The 22659-nt window shown below is 53.2% G+C and carries 23 protein-coding genes; 10 read left to right on the top strand and 13 right to left on the bottom strand.

Features of this window, described 5'->3' with window-relative positions:
- The first annotated feature begins 139 nt into the window (after positions 1-139).
- From lsrA to OLG56_RS20935, 7 genes are all read left to right on the top strand, one after another.
- Positions 140-1675, top strand: coding sequence for an autoinducer 2 ABC transporter ATP-binding protein LsrA (gene lsrA, locus OLG56_RS20965; protein ID WP_001167248.1), 1536 nt, complete (start codon positions 140-142; stop codon positions 1673-1675).
- Positions 1669-2712 (top strand): autoinducer 2 ABC transporter permease LsrC, encoded by a 1044-nt coding sequence (gene lsrC, locus OLG56_RS20960; protein ID WP_000911133.1) that lies wholly within the window; start codon positions 1669-1671, stop codon positions 2710-2712. Before lsrA ends, lsrC begins: the two co-directional genes overlap by 7 nt.
- Positions 2709-3710, top strand: coding sequence for an autoinducer 2 ABC transporter permease LsrD (gene lsrD / locus OLG56_RS20955; RefSeq protein ID WP_000981826.1), 1002 nt, complete (start codon positions 2709-2711; stop codon positions 3708-3710). Before lsrC ends, lsrD begins: the two co-directional genes overlap by 4 nt.
- Before the next feature lie 28 nt (positions 3711-3738).
- Positions 3739-4761 (top strand): autoinducer 2 ABC transporter substrate-binding protein LsrB, encoded by a 1023-nt coding sequence (lsrB, locus tag OLG56_RS20950; protein ID WP_000090739.1) that lies wholly within the window; start codon positions 3739-3741, stop codon positions 4759-4761.
- Between the two features lie 28 nt (positions 4762-4789).
- Positions 4790-5665, top strand: coding sequence for a 3-hydroxy-5-phosphonooxypentane-2,4-dione thiolase LsrF (gene lsrF / locus OLG56_RS20945; protein WP_000774146.1), 876 nt, complete (start codon positions 4790-4792; stop codon positions 5663-5665).
- 82 nt (positions 5666-5747) lie between these two features.
- Positions 5748-6038, top strand: a complete 291-nt coding sequence (gene lsrG / locus OLG56_RS20940) for a (4S)-4-hydroxy-5-phosphonooxypentane-2,3-dione isomerase (protein ID WP_001543603.1) — start codon at positions 5748-5750, stop codon at positions 6036-6038.
- Positions 6039-6047: 9 nt separating this feature from the next.
- Positions 6048-6812 carry a beta/alpha barrel domain-containing protein gene (locus OLG56_RS20935; protein ID WP_023137067.1) on the top strand — a complete coding sequence of 255 codons (765 nt, stop codon included), beginning with the start codon at positions 6048-6050 and terminating at the stop codon, positions 6810-6812.
- A 91-nt stretch (positions 6813-6903) separates the two neighbouring features.
- Here OLG56_RS20935 and tpiA read toward each other — a convergent pair whose 3' ends face one another.
- Positions 6904-7671, bottom strand: a complete 768-nt coding sequence (tpiA, locus tag OLG56_RS20930; RefSeq protein WP_001216339.1) for a triose-phosphate isomerase — start codon at positions 7669-7671, stop codon at positions 6904-6906.
- A 112-nt stretch (positions 7672-7783) separates the two neighbouring features.
- Entirely contained in the window at positions 7784-8380 is a 597-nt protein-coding gene (locus OLG56_RS20925) for a YiiQ family protein (protein WP_000802241.1), read from the bottom strand.
- Positions 8381-8480: 100 nt separating this feature from the next.
- Here OLG56_RS20925 and OLG56_RS20920 point away from each other — a divergent pair, with 100 nt between their 5' ends.
- Positions 8481-8909 (top strand): DUF805 domain-containing protein, encoded by a 429-nt coding sequence (locus OLG56_RS20920; protein WP_000155237.1) that lies wholly within the window; start codon positions 8481-8483, stop codon positions 8907-8909.
- A 109-nt stretch (positions 8910-9018) separates the two neighbouring features.
- Here the strand turns inward: OLG56_RS20920 and fpr are convergent, their stop codons facing one another.
- The 4 genes from fpr to OLG56_RS20900 all read right to left on the bottom strand — a co-directional run bounded on the left by fpr (position 9019) and on the right by OLG56_RS20900 (position 13358).
- Positions 9019-9765 (bottom strand): ferredoxin--NADP(+) reductase, encoded by a 747-nt coding sequence (fpr, locus tag OLG56_RS20915; RefSeq protein ID WP_000796303.1) that lies wholly within the window; start codon positions 9763-9765, stop codon positions 9019-9021.
- A gap of 96 nt (positions 9766-9861) precedes the next feature.
- Positions 9862-10872 (bottom strand): class II fructose-bisphosphatase, encoded by a 1011-nt coding sequence (glpX, locus tag OLG56_RS20910; RefSeq protein ID WP_001250624.1) that lies wholly within the window; start codon positions 10870-10872, stop codon positions 9862-9864.
- Between the two features lie 111 nt (positions 10873-10983).
- The gene (gene glpK / locus OLG56_RS20905) at positions 10984-12492 is read right to left on the bottom strand and encodes a glycerol kinase GlpK (RefSeq protein ID WP_000136809.1); all 1509 of its coding nucleotides are present in this window, start codon (positions 12490-12492) and stop codon (positions 10984-10986) included.
- A 20-nt stretch (positions 12493-12512) separates the two neighbouring features.
- Positions 12513-13358 (bottom strand): MIP/aquaporin family protein, encoded by an 846-nt coding sequence (locus OLG56_RS20900; protein WP_000084285.1) that lies wholly within the window; start codon positions 13356-13358, stop codon positions 12513-12515.
- Between the two features lie 398 nt (positions 13359-13756).
- On the opposite strand from OLG56_RS20900, the gene zapB reads away from it, so the two are divergent.
- On the top strand, positions 13757-13996 hold the full coding sequence (zapB, locus tag OLG56_RS20895; protein ID WP_000051370.1) for a septal ring assembly protein ZapB: 240 nt from the start codon (positions 13757-13759) through the stop codon (positions 13994-13996).
- A 221-nt stretch (positions 13997-14217) separates the two neighbouring features.
- On the opposite strand, the gene rraA is transcribed toward zapB, so the two are convergent.
- The 7 genes from rraA to priA form a co-directional block, all read right to left on the bottom strand.
- On the bottom strand, positions 14218-14703 hold the full coding sequence (gene rraA, locus OLG56_RS20890) for a ribonuclease E activity regulator RraA (protein ID WP_000872918.1): 486 nt from the start codon (positions 14701-14703) through the stop codon (positions 14218-14220).
- Between the two features lie 92 nt (positions 14704-14795).
- The gene (gene menA / locus OLG56_RS20885) at positions 14796-15725 is read right to left on the bottom strand and encodes a 1,4-dihydroxy-2-naphthoate polyprenyltransferase (RefSeq protein ID WP_000139639.1); all 930 of its coding nucleotides are present in this window, start codon (positions 15723-15725) and stop codon (positions 14796-14798) included.
- A 66-nt stretch (positions 15726-15791) separates the two neighbouring features.
- Complete coding sequence (gene hslU, locus OLG56_RS20880) at positions 15792-17123, bottom strand: ATP-dependent protease ATPase subunit HslU (protein ID WP_001293360.1); 1332 nt, start codon at positions 17121-17123, stop codon at positions 15792-15794.
- Between the two features lie 9 nt (positions 17124-17132).
- Positions 17133-17663 carry an ATP-dependent protease subunit HslV gene (gene hslV / locus OLG56_RS20875; RefSeq protein WP_000208240.1) on the bottom strand — a complete coding sequence of 177 codons (531 nt, stop codon included), beginning with the start codon at positions 17661-17663 and terminating at the stop codon, positions 17133-17135.
- 91 nt (positions 17664-17754) lie between these two features.
- A complete protein-coding gene (gene ftsN, locus OLG56_RS20870; RefSeq protein ID WP_000068807.1) occupies positions 17755-18735 on the bottom strand; it encodes a cell division protein FtsN in 981 nt (326 codons plus the stop codon).
- Between the two features lie 93 nt (positions 18736-18828).
- On the bottom strand, positions 18829-19854 hold the full coding sequence (gene cytR / locus OLG56_RS20865; RefSeq protein ID WP_000841337.1) for a DNA-binding transcriptional regulator CytR: 1026 nt from the start codon (positions 19852-19854) through the stop codon (positions 18829-18831).
- 154 nt (positions 19855-20008) lie between these two features.
- On the bottom strand, positions 20009-22207 hold the full coding sequence (gene priA / locus OLG56_RS20860; RefSeq protein ID WP_061377449.1) for a primosomal protein N': 2199 nt from the start codon (positions 22205-22207) through the stop codon (positions 20009-20011).
- Positions 22208-22410: 203 nt separating this feature from the next.
- On the opposite strand from priA, the gene rpmE reads away from it, so the two are divergent.
- Positions 22411-22623, top strand: coding sequence for a 50S ribosomal protein L31 (rpmE, locus tag OLG56_RS20855; protein ID WP_000715284.1), 213 nt, complete (start codon positions 22411-22413; stop codon positions 22621-22623).
- The last annotated feature ends 36 nt before the right edge of the window (positions 22624-22659 follow it).

Here is a 22659-nt window from a genome sequence, read left to right as displayed (position 1 = left end):
ATCTAAAAATTCATTTATTCAGAAAACGTGATCTGGATGAGAGTTTTTTGACCAAATAACTACTACCGTTTTGAACAATTTCTTTTTCAAAAAACATTTGTTCAGTCCCGTCAGTCAACATTGAGGGAGCGGAGGCAACATGCAAATCAGTCACAATACTGCATCCCCTCTGATTTGTGTGCAGAACATTTATAAAAGTTATTCCGGCGTCGAAGTACTAAAGGGAATTGACTTTACTCTGCATGCGGGAGAGGTGCACGCATTGCTTGGCGGCAATGGTGCGGGTAAATCAACATTAATGAAGATTATTGCCGGTATAGTCCCGCCAGATGGAGGGACTATCGATATTGCTGGTGTGCGTTGCAGTCATTTAACGCCTCTGAAGGCGCACCAGTATGGCATTTACCTGGTTCCCCAGGAGCCTCTGTTATTTCCGAGTTTATCTGTGCGGGAAAATATCTTGTTTGGCTTGCAGGGACGCCAGGCCTCCACGGAAAAAATGCAGCAGCTATTAAAGGCGATGGGATGCCAACTCGATCCGGCGAGCGCTGCGGGTACGCTTGATGTTGCAGACCGCCAGATCGTTGAAATTATGCGCGGCTTGATGCGCGACTCGCGAATCTTAATTCTTGATGAGCCCACGGCGTCGTTAACGCCAGCCGAAACTGACCGGTTATTTACGCGTCTGCAAGAGTTGCTGAAAAAGGGTGTCGGAATTGTATTTATTTCTCATAAGCTACCAGAAATTAGACAGTTAGCTCACTGCGTTAGCGTGATGCGTGACGGTAAAATCGCATTATTCGGAAAAACGCATGACCTTTCTACCGACGAGATTATTCAAGCTATCACCCCGGCAACGCAGGGCGTCAGTCTTTCCGCGAATCAAAAGTTGTGGCTGGAATTGCCTGGCAGCCGCCCGCAGAACGAACGCGGCGCGACGGTATTAGCGCTGGAGTCGCTGACGGGCGAAGGTTTTATGAATATCAACCTTGAGGTGCGGGCAGGCGAAATACTTGGTCTGGCCGGGTTGGTCGGCGCGGGACGCACAGAACTGGCTGAAACGCTGTACGGTATTAGACCGGTCAATGCGGGGCGGATGCTGTTCAATGGTGAAGAAATTAACGCCCTGACAACCCAACAGCGGTTGCAGCTCGGCCTGGTCTATTTGCCGGAAGATCGGCAGTCATCCGGGCTGTATCTTGACGCATCCCTGGCATGGAATGTCTGTTCGCTGACCCACAACCAAAAAGGATTTTGGATAAAGCCCCAGCGGGATAACGCCACCCTTGAACGTTACCACCGCGCGTTAAATATCAAACTCAATAATGCCGAACAGGCGGCGCGTACTTTATCCGGCGGTAACCAGCAAAAAGTATTGATTGCCAAATGCCTGGAGGCCTCTCCGCAATTACTGATTGTCGATGAACCGACCCGCGGTGTCGATGTCTCCGCCCGCAGCGATATTTATCAGCTGTTGCGCAGTATCGCGCAACAAAATGTCGCGGTGCTGTTTATTTCCTCCGATCTGGAAGAGATAGAGCAGATGGCCGATCGCGTATATGTCATGCACCAGGGGGAACTGGGGGGGCCTGCGTTATGCGGCGAGGAAATTAACGTTGATACCATCATGCACGTTGCGTTTGGCGAACATGGTGCGTCGGAGGCAACATGTTGAAATTCATCCAAAATAACCGGGAAGCGACGGCGCTGCTGGCAATAGTCTGTTTATTCGTGTTTCCTGGCGCGCTGGATAGCCAGTATTTGAGCGTGCAAACGCTGACAATGGTTTTCAGTAGCGCGCAAATTTTGATGCTGTTGGCGATTGGCGCGACGATGGTAATGCTCACCCGCAATATTGATGTATCGGTGGGCTCGACGACAGGAATGTGCGCGGTATTGCTGGGAGTGATGTTAAACGCCGGCTATAGCCTGCCGGTCGCCTGCCTGGCCACACTAATATTAGGAATTGTCGCCGGATTTTTTAATGGCGTACTGGTTGCCTGGTTGAAGATACCCGCCATTGTCGCCACGCTGGGAACGCTGGGCTTGTATCGTGGGATCATGCTGCTATGGACAGGGGGGAAATGGATTGAAGGATTACCCGCAGGCTTAAAGCAACTCTCTGCTCCGGTGTTTCTGGGAATTTCCGCAATCGGCTGGTTTACCCTGGTGTTAGCGCTGCTTATGGCCTGGCTCCTGGCGAAAACCGCCTTTGGCCGCAATTTTTACGCCACCGGCGATAACCTGCAGGGCGCCCGGCAATTGGGTGTCCGTACCGAGATGGTACGCATCATGGCATTTTCACTTAATGGCGGTATGGCGGCATTGGCTGGAATCGTGTTTGCCTCGCAGATTGGCTTCATTCCCAATCAAACCGGCACGGGGCTGGAAATGAAAGCCATCGCGGCCTGCGTATTGGGGGGAATTAGCCTGTTAGGCGGGTCAGGCACGGTCATCGGCGCTATTCTCGGCGCTTATTTTCTTACGCAAATCGATAGTGTGTTAGTGCTGCTGCGTATCCCCGCCTGGTGGAACGATTTTATTGCTGGCCTGGTATTGTTGGGCGTACTGGTATTCGATGGGCGGCTGCGTTGCGCATTACAACGCAATCTGCGCCGCCAGAAATATGCCCGTTTTATATCACCACCCACTCCACTACAGGCGGAAGCAAAAACGCACGCACAACAGAATAAAAACAAAGAGGTGGCATGATGAATCCATGGCGACGCTATAGCTGGGAAATTGCGCTGGCAGCCTTATTGATCTTTGAAATTCTGGCTTTCGGTCTGATTAATCCACGTTTATTAGATATTAATGTCTTACTTTTTAGCACTAGCGATTTTATTTGTATCGGTATTGTCGCTTTGCCGCTAACAATGGTTATTGTCAGCGGTGGCATGGATATTTCATTTGGTTCTACAATCGGGCTATGCGCGATTACCCTGGGTGTGCTGTTTCAGCTTGGTATGCCGCTACCTTTAGCGATTATTATTACCCTACTACTCGGCGCAATATGTGGACTGATAAATGCCGGACTTATTATTTATACCGGTGTAAACCCGTTGGTGATTACCCTGGGAACCATGTATTTATTTGGTGGTAGCGCATTATTGTTATCTGGTATGGCTGGCGCCACGGGTTATGAAGGTATTGGTGGATTTCCCACAGCGTTCACTGACTTTGCCAATATTTCATTTCTTGGTATTCCCATGCCGCTTATTTTTTTTCTTGTGTGCTGTCTGTTTTTCTGGCTGCTCATGCATCGTACGCATATGGGACGCAACGTTTTCCTGATTGGCCAGAGCGCCCGTGTTGCGCAGTACAGCGCGATCCCGGTGAATCGCACGTTGTATACCGTGTATGCCATGACCGGATGCGCCTCCGCGATCGCCGCCGTATTACTGGTTTCTTACTTTGGCTCCGCACGTTCGGATCTGGGCGCCTCTTTCCTGATGCCGGCTATTACGGCGGTTGTGCTGGGAGGCGCCAATATTTATGGCGGCTCCGGGTCGATTATGGGGTCCGCGTTGGCGGCGCTGCTGGTGGGATTTTTACAGCAGGGGCTACAGATGGCCGGAGTGCCGAATCAAATTTCCAGCGCATTGTCCGGTGCGCTTCTCATTGTTGTTGTCGTTGGTCGTTCCGTCAGTTTGCATCGTCACCAAATCCTTGAATGGTACTCACGCCGTCGCAATGCGCATCAGGCATGATTTCCTTTTGAAATTTATGGAGAAAAAAATGGCAAGACACAGCATTAAAATGATCGCCTTACTCACTGCGTTTGGTCTGGCATCTGCGGTAATGACCGTTCAGGCGGCAGAGCGGATTGCTTTTATTCCCAAACTGGTTGGCGTGGGCTTTTTTACCAGCGGCGGCAATGGCGCGCAGGAAGCGGGAAAAGCGCTGGGTATTGACGTAACTTACGATGGCCCTACAGAGCCCAGCGTCTCAGGCCAGGTTCAACTGGTGAATAACTTTGTCAATCAGGGGTATGACGCCATTATCGTTTCTGCCGTTTCGCCTGATGGCCTGTGCCCGGCGTTGAAGCGGGCAATGCAAAGAGGCGTGAAAATATTAACCTGGGATTCCGATACCAAGCCGGAGTGCCGTTCTTACTATATCAATCAAGGGACGCCAAAACAGCTCGGCAGCATGTTGGTAGAGATGGCCGCTCATCAGGTGGACAAAGAGAAAGCGAAAGTCGCTTTCTTCTATTCCAGCCCAACGGTGACCGACCAGAACCAGTGGGTAAAAGAAGCTAAAGCCAAAATTAGCCAGGAACATCCGGGGTGGGAGATAGTCACTACCCAGTTTGGCTATAACGATGCCACGAAATCGCTCCAGACGGCGGAAGGTATCATCAAAGCGTATCCCGATCTGGATGCCATCATCGCGCCTGACGCTAACGCTTTACCTGCTGCGGCACAGGCGGCGGAGAACCTTAAACGCAATAATCTCGCGATTGTTGGTTTTAGTACGCCGAATGTAATGCGCCCTTATGTTCAGCGCGGCACTGTTAAAGAGTTTGGCCTGTGGGATGTCGTCCAACAGGGAAAAATTTCCGTATATGTCGCCAACGCGTTGCTGAAAAATATGCCAATGAATGTCGGTGATTCACTGGATATTCCCGGCATCGGCAAAGTCACCGTTTCACCTAATAGTGAGCAGGGATATCACTATGAGGCAAAAGGTAACGGCATTGTGTTATTGCCGGAGCGTGTCATTTTCAACAAAGACAATATCGACAAATATGATTTCTGATAACTGTTATGTATCGACGGAGTAAAGAATGGCTGATTTAGATGATATTAAAGATGGCAAAGATTTTCACACCGATAAACCACAAACTAACACTTTGTTCGCATTAAAAGGCTGTGGCGCGCTGGATTGGGGAATGCAGTCCAGACTGGCGAGGATTTTTAATCCCAAGACCAGAAAAACGGTCATGCTGGCCTTTGACCATGGATATTTCCAGGGGCCGACAACCGGACTTGAGCGTATTGATATCAATATTGCGCCGCTCTTTGAATATGCTGATGTCTTAATGTGTACTCGCGGCATATTACGCAGTGTGGTACCTCCGGCAATCAATAAACCAGTCGTTTTACGCGCGTCCGGGGCGAATTCTATTCTCACTGAATTAAGCAATGAGGCGGTTGCGGTGGCGATGGATGACGCTGTGCGGTTGAATAGCTGTGCTGCTGCCGCACAGGTTTATATTGGTAGTGAGCATGAACATCAGTCGATTAAAAATATTATTCAACTGATTGATGCCGGGTTACGCGTCGGGATGCCAATAATGGCAGTAACCGGGGTGGGTAAAGATATGGCTCGCGACCAGCGTTATTTTTCACTGGCAACGCGTATCGCTGCGGAAATGGGGGCGCAAATTATCAAAACGTATTATGTCGATAAAGGTTTTGAGCGTATTGCGGCAGGTTGTCCAGTGCCGATTGTCATCGCCGGCGGTAAAAAACTGCCTGAACGTGAAGCATTGGAAATGTGCTATCAGGCGATTGACCAGGGGGCTTCTGGCGTAGATATGGGGCGTAATATATTCCAGTCAGAAGATCCGGTAGCCATGATTAAAGCGGTACATGCTGTCGTTCATCATAACGAAACAGCAGAGCGTGCTTATGAGCTGTTTTTGAGTGAGAAAGGTTAAATGAGATCGCTTCCCCATCTTTTACCGATGCGAGGAGATGGGGATGACTGTTATTTTATTTGGAATAATCAGGGGGTTAATGATGCACGTTACGCTGGTTGAAATTAACGTTCATGATGACAAGGTTGAACAATTTATCGATGTTTTTCGGCAAAATCATCTGGGCTCAATTAAAGAGCCGGGTAACTTGCGTTTTGATGTTCTGCAGGATCCGCAGGTGCCTACGCGATTTTATATTTATGAAGCCTACGTTGATGAACAGGCCGTCGCTTTTCATAAGACAACGCCACACTATAAAACTTGCGTGGAGCAGCTTGAACCGTTGATGACCGGTCCGCGGACAAAAAAAGTTTTTATGGGTTTGATGCCTTAAGGAGCGCTCATGAACAGCCAGTTTGCCGGATTAACGCGCGAAGCATGTGTGGCATTGTTAGCGTCATATCCGCTTAGTGTGGGTATTCTGGCAGGGCAGTGGATTGCGTTGCATCGCTATCTGCAACAGTTGGAAGCGTTAAACCAGCCGCTGTTGCATTTGGATTTGATGGATGGTCAATTTTGCCCGCAGTTTACCGTTGGGCCATGGGCAGTTGGGCAACTGCCGCAAACCTTTATCAAAGATGTTCATTTGATGGTAGCGGATCAATGGACGGCGGCGCAAGCCTGCGTGAAGGCGGGCGCACACTGCATCACGCTTCAGGCTGAAGGCGATATTCATCTGCATCATACGCTAAGCTGGCTTGGTCAGCAGACCGTGCCCGTTATCGGCGGTGAAATGCCGGTGATCCGGGGGATTAGTTTATGCCCGGCAACGCCTCTGGATGTCATTATCCCCATTCTGAGCGACATCGAGGTTATTCAACTACTGGCAGTGAACCCTGGATACGGCAGTAAAATGCGCTCCAGTGATTTGCACGAGCGCGTGGCGCAGCTTCTCTGTCTACTTGGTGATAAACGCGAAGGTAAAATTATCGTTATTGATGGGTCGTTAACGCAGGATCAATTGCCTTCGCTGATTGCACAGGGCATCGATCGTGTTGTTTCTGGTAGTGCGTTATTTCGTGATGATCGGCTGGTTGAGAATACGCGGAGCTGGAGGGCGATGTTTAAGGTTGCCGGGGATACTACTTTCTTACCCTCCACAGCATAAATGCCGGATGGCGGCTTTACCTTATCAGGCCTACATAAGCACTCGGCTGGTAGGCCTGATAAGCGCAGCGCCATCAGACATTGATTGGCAATTAAGCCTGTTTAGCAGCTTCTGCTGCTTTCACGATCACCGCGAAGGCGTCAGCTTTCAGAGAAGCGCCGCCTACCAGTGCGCCGTCGATGTCCGGCTGCGCGAACAGTTCGGCTGCGTTGGAGGCATTAACAGAACCGCCGTACTGGATAATAACCTGTTCAGCGATTTTCGCGTCAGCTTTAGCAATGTGGTCACGGATGAATTTGTGCACTGCCTGCGCCTGCGCAGGAGTTGCAGATTTACCGGTACCGATCGCCCATACGGGTTCGTAAGCGATAACCGCGCCTTCAAAGGCTGCCGCGCCCTGCGTTTTCAGTACCGCGTCGATTTGGCGTGCGCACACTTCTTCTGTTTTGCCCGCTTCGTTTTCCGCTTCGGTTTCACCGATGCACAGTACCGGCGTCAGACCTTGCTCTTTCAGTACGGCGAATTTTTTGGCGATCAGCTCGTCAGATTCTTTGTGATAAGTACGACGCTCGGAGTGGCCGATAATAATGTACTGCGCGCCGATATCCTTCAGCATTTCAGCCGAAGTTTCACCGGTGAATGCGCCAGACAGATTCAGATCAACGTTCTGCGCGCCCAGCATAATGTGGCTACCGGCAGCAGCGCGTTTCGCCAGATCGATATACATTTCCGGCGGAGCGATTGCCACGTCGCAGCCTGCTACGCCCGTCAGTTCTTTACGCAGGTTAGCCACCAGTTCGTTTACCATGTGGCGGCTGCCGTTCAGTTTCCAGTTACCCATCACTAAAGGATGTCGCATTTCATTTCTCCACGCTTAGTCAGCGAATTAAGGAAGATGGCCGCTCGTCAGAGCAGCATGGTCTGTGAAACAGTATAGAGATTCATCCCCGGAAAGGCTTTGCTTTTTGTCATCAATTCGCCCCTTCCAGATTTTCAGATAACGCCAGCTTAATCGGTTCAACCGCGAAGGTCAGCCCCTTTTCGCCGTTATCTGCGACAACATAACGTACCGCGCCTTCGGTCTCGGCGTAATAGTGTTTACCTTTACCGGCGATAAGCATCTTTTGCAGTTTTTTCTGGCTTTGCTCTTTTGTCAGCAACGGGGCGACAGTGCGAATAATGGCGGCCATATATTCCAGCGCTTTCGCTTTCGCCGCTTTCTGTTCCGGCCCCTGAATGGGCAGCCAGGTAATCTGCATACTTTTCACTTTGAGCGTACCGCGCTCCAGCGCCGTGGAGGCATACAGATTTTCGTTAATCTTACTGGCGGCGCGGGTCAGATTCGCCTTATCGCGGCTATTCTCAATGGCGCGAAATTCATTGAGCGGCAGATCGGGATTCTGGCGGTTAAAGTTCTCACGAAACTGGCTAATAGAAAGATCAAAGGTTGGCGAGCCCGCCAGCAGATAGGGCGCTGTCGTGGTCGATGAAGAGAGCTGCGCGTGCGCCGTTATGCTGGCGGTGAGAGCAGAAAACAACAGTAAAAACAGAGTACATCCTGGCTTCATCAATCTTACCTTTCGTTAGGACTGCTCACGATTAAAACGATAACTGTCGGGCTTGTCAAAAGGGTAAACTGTAGCGGAAGGCAAAATATAAGGAACTTACATGACCATACAGCAATGGTTATTCTCATTTAAAGGGCGTATCGGACGCCGTGATTTCTGGATTTGGATCGGCCTCTGGTTTGCCGGGATGCTGGCGCTATTTTCGCTGGCGGGGAAAAACCTGCTTGATATCCAAACGGCGGCATTTTGCCTGGTGTGCCTGCTGTGGCCGACCGCCGCCGTCATGGTCAAACGTCTGCATGACCGGGGACGCTCCGGCGCGTGGGCGTTGCTAATGATTCTGGCGTGGATGCTGCTGGCCGGAAACTGGGTGATGCTGCCGGGGATGTGGCAGTGGGTCGTCGGGCGATTTATTCCGACGCTGATCCTGGTGATGATGCTTATCGATCTGGGCGCGTTTGTCGGTGTTCAGGGGGAAAATAAGTTTGGGAAAGCGACACAGGACGTGAAGTTTAAGGCAGAACCGTGAACGGGCGGTAAACCGTAATTTGCCCGGTGGCGCTGACGCTTACCGGGCCCACAGATTGGTGATGATTTGCAGGAGGCCGGATAAGCCCCAGCCGCCATTCGGTAAAACATCACCAGTAATGTTCAGCCGTCATATGCCCCGGTCGGCGGCGCAGATGTTTAGTCATCTGTCGGGTCTCTTTCAGCAGTTGCTGCGTATCGCGCACCATCTGCGGGTTCCCGCACAGCATGACGTGGCTGGTCTCTTTATCCATCGGTAATCCAACGGCTTTTTCCAGCTCGCCGTTTTCAATGAGCGCTGGCACGCGTCCGGTAAGCGAGCCTGGCACGCTCTCCCGGCTGACCACCGTTTGGATGCGCAGCTTGCCTTCATAACGCTGTTGCAGTTCCAGCATTAGCGGCAGATAGCTTAAATCGGCGGCGAAGCGTGCGGCGTGGACCAAGACCAGATTTTTAAAGCGCGCGACATCCTGGCCATATTGCAGAATAGACAAATACGGGCCAATAGCGGTTCCGGTTGCCAGCATCCATAGCGTCTCGCAGTCAGGCACTTCATCCAGTACAAAGAAACCCGACGCGTCGCTGACCACTTGCACCTCATCGCCAGGTTTTAGCGCCGCCAGCCGCGGGCTGAGCTTTCCTTGCGGCACCGTCACCAGATAAAACTCTAAATTCGGATTGTCAGGCGCATTCACATAGGAATACGCGCGCTGAACGCGCTCGCCATCGATCTCCAGTCCGAGTTTGGTAAATTGGCCTGCAGTAAAAGGATTAATGGGGGCGTGAACGGTCAGGCTGAACAGTGCGTCAGTCCAGTTTTGCACCTTAGTGACTTTACCTGTTACCCAATCGGCCATGGTTTTCTCCTGTTCTGAATCGCTAACCTTATCTTCGTTCGTCAGGAGAAAGATTTCCAGCCCCGCGAGGCTGGAAGGCTCTAACTAACAAATGCGCTAGAGGATATGCGCCTGTACATCCGGATCTTTACGATCAAGATAGTGGATAGACTGAATGCGGCGGATGGTGCGTGATTTGCCGCGGATCAGCAGCGTTTCCGTCGTGGCAATATGGCCTTTCCGGCTAATTCCTTCCAGCAGATCGCCTTTCGTGATGCCGGTCGCGGAGAAAATAACGTTATCGCTACGCGCCATATCGCCCAGGCATAACGCCTTGCCCGCTTCAATGCCCATTGCTTTGCAGCGCGCCAGTTCCTGTTCGCCAATGCGGCGGTTTTCTTCGCTGTCGCCTTTCACGTCATGGCGCGCCAGCAGACGCCCCTGCATATCGCCGTCCAGCGCGCGGATCACCGCTGCGGATACCACGCCTTCTGGTGCGCCGCCAATCCCGTACAGCACGTCGACTTCGCTATCCGGCATACAGGTCAGAATTGAGGCCGCGACGTCGCCGTCAGGAATGGCAAACACGCGTACGCCCAGTTTAGCCATCTCTGCGATGACCTCGTCATGACGCGGTTTTGCCAGAATGGTCACGGTCAGATCGCCAAGCGGTTTACCCAGCGCATCCGCGATGTTGCGCAGGTTATCCGCCAGCGGCAGATTGAGATCAATTGCCCCTTTGGCGCCCGGACCGACAATCAGTTTTTCCATATACATATCAGGTGCATTCAGGAAACAGCCTTTATCGCCGACCGCCAGCACCGCCAGCGCGTTCGCCTGGCCCATCGCCGTCATGCGCGTGCCCTCAATCGGATCGACGGCGATATCTACCGCATCGCCGTGGCCGGTACCGACTTTCTCGCCGATATAGAGCATCGGGGCCTCGTCGATTTCGCCTTCGCCAATCACGATGGTGCCGTCAATGTTGACCTGGTTGAGCATGATACGCATGGCGTTAACCGCCGCGCCGTCCGCGGTATTTTTATCGCCGCGTCCCAGCCATTTGTAGCCAGCCAGCGCCGCCGCTTCGGTCACACGGGAAAATTCGATGGCAAGTTCTCGTCTCATAACAAACTCGTAGCAAAAAGGAGTGGCGCGCAGTGTAGCACAGGGGAAGGAGGGAATAATTGATGTGTGTGCGGAGTTGCCCCCGCACAAAGATTTTGCCGGATGGCGACCTTACTTGTCGTGCTCTTCCCACGCCATTGCGCGTTTAACCGCTTTCTTCCAGCCGCTGTAACGGTAGTTACGCTCGGTGGTTTCAATGCCGGGGCGGAATTCTCGTTCAATGACGGCTTTTTCCTGCAACTCGTCCAGGTTCTGCCAGTAACCGACGGCCAGACCAGCCAGATAGGCGGCGCCCAGCGCGGTCACTTCGCGCACTTCCGGGCGTTCCACCCGCGTGCCGAGAATATCTGACTGGAACTGCATCAGGAAGTTGTTGGCCACTGCGCCGCCGTCCACACGCAGAGCGTGCAGGCGGATACCGGAGTCGGCCTGCATCGCTTCCAGTACGTCGCGGGTCTGGTAAGCGATGGATTCGAGCGTCGCGCGGATAATGTGATTAGAGTTCACGCCGCGGGTCAGGCCAAAAATGGCGCCGCGGGCATACGGATCCCAGTACGGCGCGCCCAGACCGGTGAAGGCCGGAACCACGTAGACACCGTTGGTATCTTTCACTTTCGTGGCGAAATATTCGGAGTCGAACGCGTCGCTGATGAGCTTCATTTCATCACGCAGCCATTGAATGGACGCTCCCGCCATAAACACCGCGCCTTCCAGCGCATAGTTGACTTCGCCGCTTGGGCCGCAGGCGATGGTGGTCAGCAGGCCGTTTTCCGATTTTACCGCTTTCTCGCCGGTGTTCATCAGCATAAAGCAGCCAGTGCCGTAGGTATTCTTTGCCATTCCTTCCTTTACGCACAGTTGGCCGAATAGCGCGGCCTGCTGATCCCCGGCAATCCCGGCGATAGGAATACGTGTACCGCCTTTACCGCCAATATTGGTCTGGCCGTAGACTTCGGAGGACTTACGTACCTGGGGCAGCATCGCGCGTGGGATATCCAGCACGTCCAGCATCTTATCGTCCCAGTCCAAATCATGGATGTTGAACAGCATGGTTCGTGAGGCGTTGGTGTAATCCGTAACGTGGACGCGGCCCTGCGTCATCTTCCAGATAAGCCAGGTATCCACCGTACCGAACAGCAGCTCGCCACGCTTCGCGCGTTCGCGCGAACCTTCCACATGGTCAAGGATCCATTTCACTTTAGTGCCAGAGAAGTACGGGTCGACGACCAGACCGGTATTGTCGCGGATGTAATCTTCCAGGCCGTCGCGTTTAAGCTGTTCGCAAATATCGGCGGTACGACGGCACTGCCAGACAATAGCGTTGTATATCGGTTTGCCGGTTTCACGTTCCCAGACGATCGCGGTTTCACGTTGGTTGGTGATACCGATAGCGGCAATCTGATCGGAACTGATATCGGCCTTAGCCAGCACTTCTACCAGCGTTGAGCTTTGGGACGCCCAAATTTCCATCGGGTCGTGTTCTACCCAGCCTGGCTTAGGATAAATTTGCTCAAATTCACGCTGTGATACGCTGACGATATTCGCGTCATGATCCATAACGACCGCGCGGGAGCTGGTGGTACCCTGGTCGAGCGCAACGATATATTTTTTTTCAGTCATAATTTTGTCCCGTAATCAGATTACAGCGAAGCATTTTGTTGTGTGGTCGCGGTGGAGTCCTTCTCTTCCACGACGCAGGTATCGCACGGCAAATGACGGCCAATAAATTTGCGATAAGCAAACGCGCCCAGAATGGCGCCGACGATGGGGCCAAACAGTGGCACCAGGAAGTAAGGAATGTCTCTACCGCCGGTAAACGCAATTTCACCCCAGCCGGCAAGCCCGGCGAACATTTTGGGGCCAAAGTCACGCGCCGGATTCATCGCAAACCCGGTCAACGGCCCCATAGAGGCACCGATAACGGCGATCAGTAAACCAATGAGCAGTGGCGCAAGCGGACCGCGAGGTACGCCGTTTCCGTCGTCGGTCAGCGCCAGAATCAGCCCCATCAGAATAGCGGTAATCACCATTTCAACCGCGAAGGCCTGCACAAAATTGATATGAGGATTCGGGTAAGTTGAGAAAATGCCTGCGAGATCGAGACTTTCAACGCTGCCACGGACGATATGGTGGGTTTGTTCGAAGTCCACAAAAAGATTGTAATAAAGCCCGTAAACTAACGCCGCTGCGCAAAAGGCGCCGGCAACTTGAGAAATAATAAAAGGAACAACTTTACGTTTGTCGAAACAGGCAAATAGCCAGAGTGCGATGGTCACTGCCGGGTTCAGGTGTGCGCCAGAAACACCTGCCGTCAGGTAGATAGCCATCGCTACCCCCAGACCCCAGATGACGCTGATTTCCCACTGTCCAAAAGTAGCTCCGGCAACTTTAAGCGCAGCGACACAACCCACACCGAAAAAAATCAACAACCCGGTACCGAGGAATTCAGCAATGCACTGGCCTTTTAAGGTTGATGTTTGACTCATAATCGGATCCTGAAGAGTATGTAATGATTATTGGTATGCGAGGAGGTCATGGACATCCACGATGCCCTGTAGGCACACTGTTAATTTATCGTTAACGAGCAAAAACGAGAAATATCGAAATCAAAATGTGTGTACTGCGTCAATAAAATGAGCGTTATCGCGCCATGAGGCGCATTTTGAGACAGCAGAAGAGAGTGAATTGAATCATTTCATTAACCAATATGTTAACACTTTTAAGTTATTGAATGAATGTTACCAGGAGATGGATGAAAATTGCTGCAAACCGCGATCTACGCGGTATGTCGCTGGACAGCGAGAGCGGGGCTTCATACAATCGACACTATATATTGTGCGCGTTTACGTGAAGCGTCGCCTTGCAATTCAGGAGAGGTAAGATCATGTCTTTAGAAGTGTTTGAGAAACTGGAAGCAAAAGTACAGCAGGCGATTGACACCATCACCCTGTTACAGATGGAAATTGAAGAGCTGAAAGAAAAGAACAACAGCCTGACGCAGGAAGTGCAGTCTGCACAGCATCAGCGTGAAGAACTCGAGCGTGAAAATAATTCTCTGAAGGAACAGCAGAGCGGCTGGCAGGAACGTTTGCAGGCGCTGCTTGGTCGTATGGAAGAAGTCTAATCCTCGTCATATTTCACGTTATGGCGGCGTTGGCTGCGTGCGTTCACCCCAGTCACATAGTGGCCTATGCTCCTGGGGATTCACTTACTTGCCGCCTTGCCCTGACGCGAAATCTATAGAGGATTTAGAATGCGGATACCGGTGGGTCGGATAAGGCGTAAGCTGCCATCCGGCAATCAGCGACAACGCATAAAAAAGGCGCCTTACGGCGCCTTTTTTGATCACTCGATATCAAGCGGGTCTTCGGAAAGGATAATCCCGGTGTTGTCGGCATAGAGATGATCGCCGGAGAAGAACGTCACGCCGCCGAAATTGACGCGCACATCGCTTTCCCCAATGCCTTCACCTGCGGCGCCAACCGGAATGGCGGCGATCGCCTGAATGCCGATATCCAGCTCTTCCAGATCGTCCACCTGACGCACCGCGCCATAGATAACCAGCCCTTCCCATTCATTTTGCGTAGCCAGACGCGCCAGCTCCGCATCGACTAATGCACGACGGACAGAACCGCCGCCATCGACCAGCAGAACCCGACCACGGCCATTTTGTTCGAGCAGATCGTACAGCAACCCGTTGTCCTCGAAACATTTTACCGTGATGATTTGTCCGCCAAACGACGACCGTCCTCCAAAATTGGAGAACAGCGGTTCCACGACGTTGACATCTTCCTGATAGATGTCACAAAGCTCGGAAGTATCGTATTTCATAGGCTTAACGTTCAGTTGCTGCGAGAATTTTTAGTATATCGCGCTAAGTATACTGTTGGCAAAATCATCAATTGTTAATTGATATTTGTCAGTTAAACGGCCCACTGACTTAAGAGTATCCCAATCACAAATAACAGGTTGGTTAACAACGCGCCTTTAACGGTACGTTCAAGCATTGGGCGCATTGCCGCAGGCTCCCTTTCGCGCATTACGTAGCGCGCTTGTTTAATGAGCAATGGCGCGGCCAGAATAAACAACCATCCCCACGGACTGTGTAGCGAGAGCAGATTAAACAGCGCCAGACAGAGCAGCGCGCCTAGCAACAGGCAGGCGTGATAACGACGCGCGTTGACATCGCCGAGTCGTACCACAAGGGTGTTTTTGCCGTTCTCTCTGTCGCTATTAATATCGCGCAGGTTATTAATATTCAGCACCGCCGTCGCCAGTAAACCGCAGGCGGTGGCCGGGAGAATTAGCGCCGGAATCAACGTATGCGCCTGGAGGTACCAGCTCCCCATGACACTTAGCCAGCCAAAGAATACCAGGACAGAGATATCACCCAGCCCGATATAACCGTAGGGCCGATTACCCACGGTGTAGGTGATGGCGGCGATAATCGACAGCCCGCCCAAAATCAGGAAGCCGACAAAATCGGTTAACGTATGGCACGCGACCGCCACCAGCGCCAGTCCGGAGATACAGATCAGCACGACGGTAATGATTAACGCCCGCTTCATCTCCTGCCGGGTGATGACGCCTTTTTGCATTCCCCGCAGCGGCCCGATGCGATCCGGTTTATCACTGCCTTTGACAGCGTCGCCGTAATCGTTGGCGAGGTTGGATAAAATTTGCAGCAGCCCGGCGGTGATAAGGGCTAGCAGTGCGACCAGAGGATCGAAATAGCCTTGCCACCATGCCAGGGCCGTACCGACGATAATCGCCGCAAAGGCGAGGGGTAAGGTTTTGGGTCGTAAGCTTTCCAGCCAGGCCTGGGTGCGGCTAATTTGTTGTTGTTCAGTCATATTTAGCGCCAATAAAAATGGGGCTTTTCAGCCCCATCAACAGTGATGAAAATGCATTGGACGCGATTATAAGATAAAACGGCTTAGATCTTCATCTGCGACCAGCGCATCCAGATGTTTGCTCACATATTCCGCATCAATTGTGATGTTTTGGCCGTGCAGATCGCTGGCGTTATAGGAAATCTCTTCCATCAGACGCTCCAGTACGGTATGCAGACGGCGCGCGCCGATGTTTTCGGTGGTTTCGTTAACCTGCCAGGCGGCTTCGGCAATACGTTTAATACCGGAATCGGTGAACTCGATATTGACGCCTTCAGTTGCCATCAGCGCTTTATACTGCACGGTGACGGAGGCGTTTGGCTCGGTCAAAATGCGTTCGAAATCGCTGGTGGTCAGCGCCTGAAGTTCAACGCGAATCGGCAGACGGCCCTGCAGTTCCGGGATCAGATCAGACGGCTTCGCCACCTGGAACGCGCCAGAGGCGATAAACAGAATATGATCCGTTTTGACCATGCCGTGTTTGGTCGAAACCGTGCAGCCTTCTACCAGCGGCAGTAAGTCGCGCTGTACGCCTTCGCGTGAAACATCCGGGCCGGAGGTTTCGCCACGCTTACAAATTTTGTCAATTTCATCGATAAACACGATGCCGTGCTGTTCAACCGCGTCGATAGCGTCCTGTTTCAGCTCTTCCGGGTTGACCAGCTTAGCAGCTTCTTCTTCAACCAACAGTTTCATCGCGTCTTTAATTTTCAGCTTACGCGGTTTCTGTTTCTGACCGCCCAGGTTCTGGAACATAGACTGCAACTGGCTGGTCATCTCTTCCATGCCCGGAGGCGCCATAATCTCTACGCCCATCGGCGCGGCGGCGAGGTTAATCTCGATCTCTTTATCGTCGAGCTGGCCTTCGCGCAGTTTTTTGCGGAACGTTTGACGGGCGGCAGAAGGCTCCTGCTGCTGTTCGGCCTGGCCCCAGTTATTTTTTGCGGGTGGGATCAGTACGTCGAGAATACGCTCTTCCGCCAACTCCTCCGCACGATAGCGGTTTTTCTCGATAGCCTGTACGCGAACCATTTTCACAGCGGCATCGGTCAGATCGCGGATGATAGAGTCCACTTCTTTCCCGACGTAGCCCACTTCGGTGAATTTGGTGGCTTCGACTTTAATGAACGGCGCGTTGGCGAGTTTTGCCAGACGACGGGCGATTTCGGTTTTACCGACGCCGGTCGGGCCAATCATCAGAATATTTTTCGGCGTTACTTCGTGGCGCAGCTCTTCATCAAGCTGCATACGACGCCAGCGGTTACGCAATGCAATCGCCACGGAACGCTTTGCGTTATCCTGGCCGATAATGTGTTTGTTCAGTTCGCTGACAATTTCGCGTGGGGTCATTTCAGACATGAGAGGTCCTTACGCTTTGGCGGTCAATTCTTCAATGGTGTGGAAATGGTTGGTGTAAATGCAGATATCGCCTGCAATATCCAACGCCTTTTCAGCAATTTCGCGCGCGCCGAGCTCGGTATTTTCCAACAGAGCGCGAGCGGCAGCCTGGGCATAAGGACCGCCGGAGCCGATAGCAATTAAATCGTTTTCAGGTTGCACGACATCGCCGTTACCCGTGATGATGAGCGAGGCGGTTTCATCCGCGACGGCCAGCAACGCTTCCAGTTTGCGTAGCATACGGTCGGTACGCCAGTCTTTCGCCAGTTCAACGGCGGCTTTGACCAGGTGCCCCTGATGCATTTCCAGTTTACGTTCAAACAGCTCGAACAGCGTGAATGCATCCGCAGTACCGCCCGCAAAGCCCGCAATGACCTTGTCGTTGTAGAGGCGGCGGACTTTCTTCACGTTGCCTTTCATTACTGTGTTACCCAGTGTGGCCTGACCATCACCGGCGATTACCACGTGGCCGTTACGGCGTACGCTTACTATTGTTGTCACGAGCAGACCCCTTGGTTACTAATGCTGAATTGCGGCCCCGTACGGCGTACGGGGCATAATGCAAGTATAGATGGGGGAGATTTTGAGGGTTTCAACCCCCGGTGGCGAGTCGAATGCAGTTTGTATGGCCCGCCATCTTCAGACGGTTAATGGTGCTGTCGGCATTTTCTTTACCTTTCACCGGCCCGATAACCACGCGATTCCAGCCGTTATTGGTGGTAATTTTGGAGTCAAAGCCTTCAAACGCCAGCTGAGCGCGGACGCTTTCTGCCTGCTCAGCGCCTTTGAATGAGCCGCATTGCACCATCCAGCGACGTTCATCTTTTTTCTCTGCTGTCGCCTTCGGCGCTTCAGGCGCGCGTGTAATTGGCGCGGCTTTCGGCGCTGCCGCGCTGGTATGCGCCGGCGTTTGCAGCAAATCCTGATAAGGTTGCTGCGAAGCCGTCTGCTTCGGCGGCTGACTTTGGCGCGCAGGTTGCGCCGGGGCGGACTGTACCGTGCGCGTTTGCGGCTGCTCGTTTACCCGCGGCTGCGTGCGTGGTTGCTGAACAGGCTGCGTTTGAGCCCACTGCTGCTGCTGCTGCTGCGCCTGACGCTGGCGCTGTAGCGTTTGTTGGCGTTGTTCTGGCGTCTGCTCGTTCCACGGCACTTCGTTAAGTTGCGTTGGCTGCTGACGCATATCCGCCTGCATCTGCTCCAGGAGTTGACGCTGTTCGCTGGTGAGCTGATTCGGATTCATGACTTCGCCGCCGGCGGACGGTTCCGTTGGCGTACGCACGCCCGGCTGGCGACTTTCCAGCTCTTTGATGTAACGCCAGCGCTCTTCCGGTTTTGGCGGAAGCCCATTGCCGGTGACTTTCTGGTTTTGTAGCGTTTCGGACTCTTCTTTCTTATGGTGAGTAATGAAGTACAGACCGCCGATAAAGGTCACAAGGACGGCTGCCGCAATCGCGACCATTGCCGGCGAGACGGCAGGCATGTTGCTTTGCTTCTTCCGTGAGTTCCGTGAGGTGCTCTTTTTGCGCCGCGAAGGAGCCGGTTGGCCGCGACGTACATAATCTCGTTGTGCCACTATCGTTTCGCTGTATTTATTCGTTCGTCAGCCCGTCATGTTACTGAAGCGGCGGGCCTTTGACCAGACAGGTGAGTCTTAAAGCTATTTACTTTAGGGTAAAGCGCGCGTAGAACCGCGAATAATCAGCTCGCAATCCATTAAACGCGAGCCGCTGCTCACATTTTGCCCCTGCATCTGATCGAGCAACAGCAGCATCGCCTCGCGACCAATGTCAAAACGCGGCTGCGCCACGGTTGTCAACGGAGGGTCGCAAAACTCGGCCAGCGCGATATTGTCAAAGCCGATAATCGACAGATCGTCAGGCACTTTCAGACCCTGGCGCTTGGCCCAGGAGAGGGCGCCCAGCGCCATTACGTCGCTATGACAAAAGACGGCGGTAGGCGGCAACGGTTGCTCAAGCAACTGCTTTAATGCGTTTGCCCCGGCTTCAAAGGTAAAGTCGCCACGGGCGATGTAATGCGGATCGACCACAATGCCACTGCGTCTTAATGCCTGTACGTAACCTTGTAAGCGATAGTGACAGAGCGGCATATCTTCCGGCCCCGCAATACAACCAATCCGCTTGTGGCCCAAATCCAACAGGTAGTTCATGGCATTGAACGCGGCGGTGAGGTTATCGATATGTACCGTCGGCAGTTCAAGCTCCGGCGCAAACTCATTCGACATCACCATCGGAGGCAAATTGCGCTGCTCCTCAACGCTGGCGTCAAAGGGCAGTCGGGAACTGAGAAGTACCATGCCGTCGATCTGTTTGGTGATGATGAGATTAAGAAAGGTTTTTTCTTTCTGGTTTTGATGGGCGCAATCGCCAATCAGCACCAGATACCCCTGTTCTGCCGCGGTCACTTCGATACCGCGGATAATTTCACTGAAGAAGGGATCGCAAATATCCGGGACAATCACCAGAATCGTACGGGATTCATTGCGTTTTACATTTCGCCCCATCGACTGCGGGAAATAACCCACTTCAAGCGCGGCCTGTTCAACCCGGCTACGGGTCGACTGGGAGACTTTATCGGGGTTCATTAACGCGCGGGATACGGTTGCCGTAGAGACTTTCGCCTTCAACGCAACATCCTTCATCGTAGCGGCAGTAACCTGCTTGTTCGATTTCACTCTTTCTCCTCGCCTGGGAACTGCTGGCGCAGATCTATCCCTGGTAACACTCATCGAAAACATTTTTATCAGATAGTGCGTGGAAGCGGTTACAGAATTTTCATAAAAAGTGTGATGGATCTTTAATTTTACGATCCGCCTCGCATCGTGAGGACTATCCTTCAATCGGATCGACGTCCAGAACCCATTTAACTTTCCGCGCTTCAGGGAGCGTATTGATCAACGCCAGCGTGCCGCTGATGATGTGTTGCAGGCGAATCCGTGAAGGATGCTGAAGTAAAATTTGCCAGCGATAGCGGCCGCCGCGTTTTGGCGCGAGGGCCGGAACCGGACCTAAGATCCACAGCTTATCGTCTGATAGCGGGCTGGCCTGAATCAGATTACGCAACTGCTGGAGAAAGACGGGCGCCTGCTGATTGTTGTGATCCTCTGCGCGAATAATGACGTGGCTGGTCCACGGCGGAAGCTGGAGCGTTTGCCGTTCCGCCAGCGCCTGCTCCGCAAACGCATCATAGCCTTTATACAGTAACGTTTGCAGCAGGGGATGCTCAGGATGGTGCGTTTGGAGCACCACTTCGCCCTGTTTACCCGCGCGCCCGGCGCGGCCGGAAACCTGAGTGTAGAGCTGGGCGAAGCGTTCCGCCGAACGAAAATCTGCGGAAAAAAGCGCGCCATCGACGTCCAGCAACGCCACCAGCGTGACGTCCGGAAAGTGATGGCCTTTCGCCAGCATTTGTGTGCCTATCAGAATGCGCGCTCCGCCGCGGTGAACTTCCGCCAGATGCTGCTCCAACGCGCCTTTACGACTGGTGGTATCACGGTCGATTCGTGAGATCGGCACGCCGGGGAAGAAGGGCGCCAGCACCTGCTCCAGTTGTTCCGTCCCTAACCCAACCGGTAGCATATGTGTGGAGCCGCAGGAGGGGCACTGACGCGGTACCGGACGCTGGCTGTCGCAGTGATGACAGCGTAAATGATGCTGCGCCTGGTGCAGCGTGTAGTAGTGATCGCAACGCGGGCACTCCGCAATCCAGCCGCAGTCGTGGCAAAGCAGCGCGGGCGCGAATCCCCGGCGGTTAAGAAATAAAATTACCTGATTGTCGGCCTGGAGATGTTGGCGCATACGGGCGATAAGGGCGGGCGCCAGTCCCGCCTGAAGACGCTGGCCTTTTAAATCCAGTACATGCTGCAGGGCTGGGCGGGCGTTGCCTGCGCGCCGCGTCAGACGCAGCATCCGGTATTTTTTCTGCCGCACGTTGCATAGCGTTTCCAGGGCTGGGGTGGCGGAGCCGAGAATAATCGGGATCTGTTCGCTATGGGCGCGATACACAGCCAAATCGCGGGCATGGTAGCGCCACCCTTCCTGCTGTTTATAAGAGCTGTCGTGCTCTTCGTCGATGACAATCACGCCAAGATTTTTAAACGGCGTAAACAGCGAGGAGCGCGTGCCGATGACAATCGCCGCTTCGCCGTTTTTCGCTTTCAGCCATGCCGAAAGACGCTCGCTGTCGTTTAGCCCGGAATGCAGCACTTCCACCGGCGCGTTAAAACGTTCGCGAAAACGGGCGATCGTTTGCGGCGTCAGGCCGATTTCCGGCACCATCACCAGCGCCTGTTTGCCCTGGGCGAGGACGTTTTCCAGTACGCTCAGATACACTTCGGTCTTGCCGGAACCGGTTACGCCTGCCAGCAACCAGGCGGAGAAACCGTCCGACGCGCTGTGAATCGCGCCGACTGCTGTCGCCTGTTCGGTATTCAGCCGCAGGCGCTCTCCTGTGACGGCATAATGCTCCCGCCAGTCGGTAAACGCGGGCGTTTCACTGGCAAGCTCACAAAGCCCCTTACGCCGCAGCGTTTGCAGCGTGGCGTCAGTAAAATCAAGCTCGGCTACCTGATAGCGCCAGATCTTTCCTTGCCGCAGCGCCGACAACGCCTGTTGTTGTTTGGCGGAGCGTTTCAGGCTGTTGATGTCGACGGCTTGCCCCTCTTCGGTGGCGAACCAATACCATAGGGGCGCGTTGCTGGCTGGTTTTCCCTGACGCAGTAAAACCGGCAGAGCGTGAAACAGAACGTCGCCGAGGGGATGGTGGTAGTAATCCGCCGCCCAGAGGAGTAAGCGCCAGATGGAGGGAGAAAAGATTGGCTCGTTATCCAGGATTTCAATGACCGATTTTAATTCATCGAGCGGCAATTCGCTGTGGTCGCTAATCGAGACGACAATGCCCACGCGCTCTTGCTGCTTGCCGAACGGCACGCGCACGCGGCACCCGGCTTTGGCGACCCCGCCTTCCGGCAGCAGGTAATCAAAGGTTCGGGGAAGCGGAACGGGCAAGGCAACGTGCGCGACGGACATAGCATCTTCCTGACTTGAAATTTCGTCGGGTAGTATACACATTACGATAAGGGAGCGCGGATCAGTTTGCATACGGTGGTCAAATTCTGTATGATTCGCCGCCTTTGGTGCGTGTTGTGAGCATCAAACCCTTTACTATTAACTTCGCGTGGTGTCTGGCGTTAGGGCTGGAAGAGCGACGCGGCCTTACACTGAGGTTCCCCATGAAAAAAGGTATTCACCCGAATTACGTAGAAATTACTGCAACCTGTTCTTGCGGTAATGTTATCAAAACCCACTCTACCGTGGGTCACGACCTGAACCTGGACGTGTGCGGCAAATGCCACCCGTTCTTCACTGGTAAGCAGCGTGTTGTTGATACCGGTGGTCGTGTTGAGCGCTTCAACAAGCGCTTCAGCATCCCTGGCAGCAAATAAGTTACCGCCAGAAAAAAAGCGCCGCAGGGCGCTTTT

This window comes from Salmonella sp. 2018103 (assembly GCF_026247685.1).
GTDB classification, from domain to species: domain Bacteria; phylum Pseudomonadota; class Gammaproteobacteria; order Enterobacterales; family Enterobacteriaceae; genus Salmonella; species Salmonella enterica.
Note: the sequence above shows the minus strand (reverse complement) of the source record. Positions and strands in the feature narration are given on the sequence as shown.

Excerpts from the sequence above, each read along its gene's own strand:
- lsrA (WP_001167248.1), top strand. The coding sequence starts at position 140 with ATGCAAATCAGTCACAATACTGCATCCCCTCTGATTTGTGTGCAGAAC.
- lsrC (WP_000911133.1), top strand. The coding sequence starts at position 1,669 with ATGTTGAAATTCATCCAAAATAACCGGGAAGCGACGGCGCTGCTGGCA.
- lsrD (WP_000981826.1), top strand. The coding sequence starts at position 2,709 with ATGATGAATCCATGGCGACGCTATAGCTGGGAAATTGCGCTGGCAGCC.
- lsrB (WP_000090739.1), top strand. The coding sequence starts at position 3,739 with ATGGCAAGACACAGCATTAAAATGATCGCCTTACTCACTGCGTTTGGT.
- lsrF (WP_000774146.1), top strand. The coding sequence starts at position 4,790 with ATGGCTGATTTAGATGATATTAAAGATGGCAAAGATTTTCACACCGAT.
- lsrG (WP_001543603.1), top strand. The coding sequence starts at position 5,748 with ATGCACGTTACGCTGGTTGAAATTAACGTTCATGATGACAAGGTTGAA.
- OLG56_RS20935 (WP_023137067.1), top strand. The coding sequence starts at position 6,048 with ATGAACAGCCAGTTTGCCGGATTAACGCGCGAAGCATGTGTGGCATTG.
- tpiA (WP_001216339.1), bottom strand. The coding sequence starts at position 7,671 with ATGCGACATCCTTTAGTGATGGGTAACTGGAAACTGAACGGCAGCCGC.
- OLG56_RS20925 (WP_000802241.1), bottom strand. The coding sequence starts at position 8,380 with ATGAAGCCAGGATGTACTCTGTTTTTACTGTTGTTTTCTGCTCTCACC.
- OLG56_RS20920 (WP_000155237.1), top strand. The coding sequence starts at position 8,481 with ATGACCATACAGCAATGGTTATTCTCATTTAAAGGGCGTATCGGACGC.
- fpr (WP_000796303.1), bottom strand. The coding sequence starts at position 9,765 with ATGGCCGATTGGGTAACAGGTAAAGTCACTAAGGTGCAAAACTGGACT.
- glpX (WP_001250624.1), bottom strand. The coding sequence starts at position 10,872 with ATGAGACGAGAACTTGCCATCGAATTTTCCCGTGTGACCGAAGCGGCG.
- glpK (WP_000136809.1), bottom strand. The coding sequence starts at position 12,492 with ATGACTGAAAAAAAATATATCGTTGCGCTCGACCAGGGTACCACCAGC.
- OLG56_RS20900 (WP_000084285.1), bottom strand. The coding sequence starts at position 13,358 with ATGAGTCAAACATCAACCTTAAAAGGCCAGTGCATTGCTGAATTCCTC.
- zapB (WP_000051370.1), top strand. The coding sequence starts at position 13,757 with ATGTCTTTAGAAGTGTTTGAGAAACTGGAAGCAAAAGTACAGCAGGCG.
- rraA (WP_000872918.1), bottom strand. The coding sequence starts at position 14,703 with ATGAAATACGATACTTCCGAGCTTTGTGACATCTATCAGGAAGATGTC.
- menA (WP_000139639.1), bottom strand. The coding sequence starts at position 15,725 with ATGACTGAACAACAACAAATTAGCCGCACCCAGGCCTGGCTGGAAAGC.
- hslU (WP_001293360.1), bottom strand. The coding sequence starts at position 17,123 with ATGTCTGAAATGACCCCACGCGAAATTGTCAGCGAACTGAACAAACAC.
- priA (WP_061377449.1), bottom strand. The coding sequence starts at position 22,207 with ATGTCCGTCGCGCACGTTGCCTTGCCCGTTCCGCTTCCCCGAACCTTT.
- rpmE (WP_000715284.1), top strand. The coding sequence starts at position 22,411 with ATGAAAAAAGGTATTCACCCGAATTACGTAGAAATTACTGCAACCTGT.